At 63.1% G+C, this 3,811-nt stretch carries 5 protein-coding genes; 1 reads left to right on the top strand and 4 read right to left on the bottom strand.

Translation table 11 applies throughout. From position 1 onward, the window contains the following. Window positions 1–583: phenylalanine 4-monooxygenase (locus ACIQ17_RS31885; protein WP_398473535.1), on the bottom strand; the 583-nt coding region annotated here is incomplete at its 3' end. A gap of 367 nt (window positions 584–950) precedes the next feature. Between ACIQ17_RS31885 and ACIQ17_RS31890 the strand changes: the two genes are divergently transcribed. After that, on the top strand, window positions 951–1,940 hold the full coding sequence (locus ACIQ17_RS31890) for a Bug family tripartite tricarboxylate transporter substrate binding protein (protein WP_398473536.1): 990 nt from the start codon (window positions 951–953) through the stop codon (window positions 1,938–1,940). Between the two features lie 160 nt (window positions 1,941–2,100). Here the strand turns inward: ACIQ17_RS31890 and ACIQ17_RS31895 are convergent, their stop codons facing one another. From ACIQ17_RS31895 to ACIQ17_RS31905, 3 genes are all read right to left on the bottom strand, one after another. After that, a complete protein-coding gene (locus ACIQ17_RS31895) occupies window positions 2,101–2,565 on the bottom strand; it encodes a carboxymuconolactone decarboxylase family protein (protein WP_398473537.1) in 465 nt (154 codons plus the stop codon). Between the two features lie 30 nt (window positions 2,566–2,595). Next, window positions 2,596–3,099, bottom strand: a complete 504-nt coding sequence (locus tag ACIQ17_RS31900) for an RrF2 family transcriptional regulator (protein ID WP_398473539.1) — start codon at window positions 3,097–3,099, stop codon at window positions 2,596–2,598. Window positions 3,100–3,207: 108 nt separating this feature from the next. Further along, window positions 3,208–3,714, bottom strand: a complete 507-nt coding sequence (locus ACIQ17_RS31905; protein ID WP_398473540.1) for a DUF6886 family protein — start codon at window positions 3,712–3,714, stop codon at window positions 3,208–3,210. Window positions 3,715–3,811: the final 97 nt, after the last annotated feature.

Consider the following 3,811-nt stretch of genomic DNA (forward strand, 5'->3'; position numbering starts at 1 on the left):
CGGCGCCGAAGATGCGCAGGCCATCGGCGCCTTTCATCAATCCGAACTCGATCGTGTACCAGTACAGCCGCGCCAAGTTCTTCAGCTGGCCGAGCGCCATCGCGCGTTGGCCACCTTTGCCATAGGCTTCCATGAAGTCTGCATAGACGGGATTGGCCAGCAGCGGCACGTGGCCGAACACGTCGTGAAAAATGTCCGGCTCCTGCAGATAGTCCATTTCGCTTTCCGGGCGGATGAAGGCCCCGGCCGGGAAGCGGCGATTGGCGAGGTGATCGAAGAACACCTCGTCCGGCACCAGTTCGGCCACGGGCACCACCCGCCAGCCAGTCAGCGGCGCCAAGCGCGCGCTCAGCTTTGCCATGTCGGGAATGCCGCCCTCGGACAGCTGCAGCTTCTGCAGGGCGCTCAGGAATTCGTCGCAGGCGCGCCCCTGCAGCACGGTCTGCGCGCGGGTGAATAGCCGGTCCCAGCGGTAATGCTCGGCGTCGGAATATGAGGGCCAGTCCTGGTCGAGGGTGAAGTCGTCGCGCTTGGCGGCCTTGAGGTAGCGGTTCTTCCCGGTCGATTGATCCAGCGCGGTCATGACGCTCTCCCGATCCCCGATGGCGCTCGAGTCTACGGCGCCACCGGCCGATGGTTCCAGGCCCCGCTGCCTGCGGAAAGGGCAGAAAGAAAGAATTTCTTTCTCCGGCTGGCCGGGCGATAGCGATCCCCTAAGTCCGCACTTGCATTTGCAAGGCGGTTTTCTTGCGGGAAGCGCTGTCCGATGACATTTTTAGCTAGCTAACAAAGCTGCTTCCCAAGCTGTCGGGCGCGTCGCAGGACGTCAACGACGGCAGCAAAAACAGCCAACATTGCCGGCTTTTCGAACCTGCTCGCATGAGCGGGGCCGGGCAATCACGTCTGCAGGTGGCAGCGAAACAACGTCCCGGAACCAAAGGATCACGATCGTGCGCTCCGCTCTTCTGTCCCGTCTTCTCTCCGCTGCATTCGCCTCGGTTATGCTGACCACGGGCATTGGTGCAGCCTGCGCCGCTGATGCGTGGCCGAGCCGTCCGATCAAGCTGGTCGTCCCGTTCCCGCCGGGCGGCGCCGCCGACATCTCGGCGCGCGTGTTCGCCGACAAGCTCGGGGAGGCGCTGAAGCAGACCGTGGTGATCGAGAACAAGGCCGGTGCCGGCACTGCGATCGCCGCCGAAGCCGTCGCCAAGGCGGAGCCCGATGGCTACACGCTGTCGCTGGCGCCTGCCGGCCAGCTCACCATTCTGCCGCATATCAACACCAAGGTGCAGTTCGACCCGTTCAAGAGCTTTATCCCGGTGTCGAACCTGACCTCGGTGCCCTACGTGCTCGCGGCCAGTCCCGATGCGCCGGTCTCGACTGCCAACGAACTGGTCGCCGCTGCCAAGCGCGAGCCTGGCAAGTTCACTTATTCCTCATGCGGCCCGGGCACGCTGTGCCATCTGAGCGGTGAGCTGTTCAAGAGCCTCACCGATACCGATTTGCTGCATGTCCCGTTCAAGGGCAGCGCACCGGCGGTGAATGCGCTGCTCGGCAATCAGGTCAATCTGTCCTTCGACACGCTGACCGTGCTCGCTCCGCAGATCCGCGATGGCAAGGTGAAGGGCCTGCTCGTCACCAGCCGTGAGCGTTCGCCGCAGCTGCCGAATGTGCCGACCGCTGCCGAAGCCGGCGTGAAGGATTTCGTCGTCGACAGCTGGTTCGGCCTCGTCGTGCCGGCCGGCACGCCCGACGCCATCGTCGATCGCCTGAATGCCGAAGTGGTTCGCATCGGCGCGCTGCCGGATGTGAAGGAGCGTCTCGAAGCCCAGGGCCTCAGCGTCACCACCTCGACGCGCGAAGCCTTTGCGAAGACCATCAAGGATGACCACGCCCGCTGGGGCAAGGTCGTGGATGCCGCCGGCGCGAAACTGTACTAAGTTTCGATTCAGCTCTGAATGATTGAAGGCCGGGTTGAACGTTCAACCCGGCCTTCGTCGTTTCTGTAGGGTGGGCAAAGCGCCGCGTGCCCACCTTCGCTGCACGGCACTTGATGGTGGGCACGGCGCAAGCGCCTTTGCCCACCCTACATGGCGCATGTCAGGCCGCCACCTTCGGCGCATCGATCGGATGCGGCGCACGGAACGCGACGGCCAGTCTGTTCCACACATTGATGGCGCCGATCGCAGTCGTGATCTTCACGCATTCGTCGTCGGAGAAGTGCTTGCGCAGCTCGTCGTACACGTCGTCCGGCGCGCGGGTCTGTGCGATCAGCGTGACGGCGTCGACCCAGCCGAGTAGCGCGCGCTCGCGCGGCGTATAGACCGTGGATTCGTGCCAGGTCGACATCAGGTTGATCCACTGCTCGCTGAGGCCGTCGTGACGCGACTCCTTCACATGCATGTCGACGCAATAGGCGCAGCCATTGATGATGGAGGCGCGCAGCTTGATCAGATGGATGATCGTTGGGTCAAGGCCGCTGTCCTTCACCACGTAGCGATCGAGTGCGGCGACGGCCTTGTAGGCGTCGGTGGAAGCTTTTGCGAAGTTGATACGCGGTGACATGACAGTTCTCCTTCGGTTCGGTGGATGAGGTCAGTTGGCGCTGCGGCGTCGTTCGTTGAGGTCGAGAAACGCGCAGCCGCGTGCGGCAATGGCGCCGTGCTCGTCCTTGGCGCGGAGATCACCCAGCACGTCGGCGAGGGTGACCTTCGCAAGCTCGTCACGATAGACGCGTTCGGCGCGCAACATCGCGGCATTGATGGAGCAAGGTGCTTTCGGTTTACCCGGCAGCGGATTGGGGCCGCGCTGGCGGATCTCGGCGCAGCGAAAAGCGGGGGCGGGGCCCTCGATGGCCAGGACCAGATCGAGCAGGGTGATGTCTTTCGGCGCACGTGCGAGGCGATAGCCGCCGGTCGGGCCGGGCTTTGTGACCACGATGCCGGCACCCGACAGCGCCTGCAGGTGCTTCAGCAGATAGCTGGTGGAGACACCGTGAAACTCGGCCAGCGCCGCCGCCGACAGCACGCCATCGGCGGTGAGCCCGGCCATCATGGCCACGCTGTGAATGGCCTGTTCGACACCGTCGCTCATCTTCATCGGGGAAGTCTCATACTAATCATAGATAAATATTATCCGCGATTAGTGCGGGTGTCAATGCGCAGCCGTAGCGCGGATTACGGTGCACTAATCCGCCCTGGGTTCGAGCTACGATCGCGCGTGGTTGAGGCCGATCCCGCTCACGTGAAGCGAGGTTTCCCAAAGCGGCTCCAGCGTCTTCAGCGAGGGCAATACGCGCAGCTCGACGCCGGCGTCGCTCAACGCTTTCTCGATATTGTCGATGCGCTCGACATTCACCGGCATGGTTGGCGTGGAGGACATCCACATGCCGGCATCGCCCAGCGGCTCAAAGCCATCCGGTGCGAGTTCATATCGATAGACCGTGGTGCGGGCGAGCCGGTCGAGCCAGCCGAGCTCGATATGCGCAACCATGCGGCACGAGGTCATCTTCTGATAGGCAGTGACATATTCCGGCGTCGTGGTCTCCACCGGCCAGACGAAGATGCGCGGGCAGTTGTAGGGAAACATGTACATGGCCTGATGCCAGTCATCGATGGCCCAGACCTGGGGCTGTGTGATTCCCTGCAAGCCGGGCACCGGCCGCGGCATGAAGACCTCGATACTGCTCTCGTCGCTGAAGTGAAACAGGCGCATCGGGATACTCCATGACACGCTCGCATCAGGCGTCAATTGCCAAGAACTCCTTGCCATCCATGTCGGCATCGCCGGTTCCGGAACGTCTTACAGATAC

The sequence above is a fragment of the Tardiphaga sp. genome, from assembly GCF_044340795.1.
Classification (GTDB): Bacteria; Pseudomonadota; Alphaproteobacteria; order Rhizobiales; family Xanthobacteraceae; genus Tardiphaga.

Excerpts from the sequence above, each read along its gene's own strand:
- ACIQ17_RS31895 (WP_398473537.1), bottom strand. The coding sequence starts at position 2,565 with ATGTCACCGCGTATCAACTTCGCAAAAGCTTCCACCGACGCCTACAAG.
- ACIQ17_RS31900 (WP_398473539.1), bottom strand. The coding sequence starts at position 3,099 with ATGAAGATGAGCGACGGTGTCGAACAGGCCATTCACAGCGTGGCCATG.
- ACIQ17_RS31905 (WP_398473540.1), bottom strand. The coding sequence starts at position 3,714 with ATGCGCCTGTTTCACTTCAGCGACGAGAGCAGTATCGAGGTCTTCATG.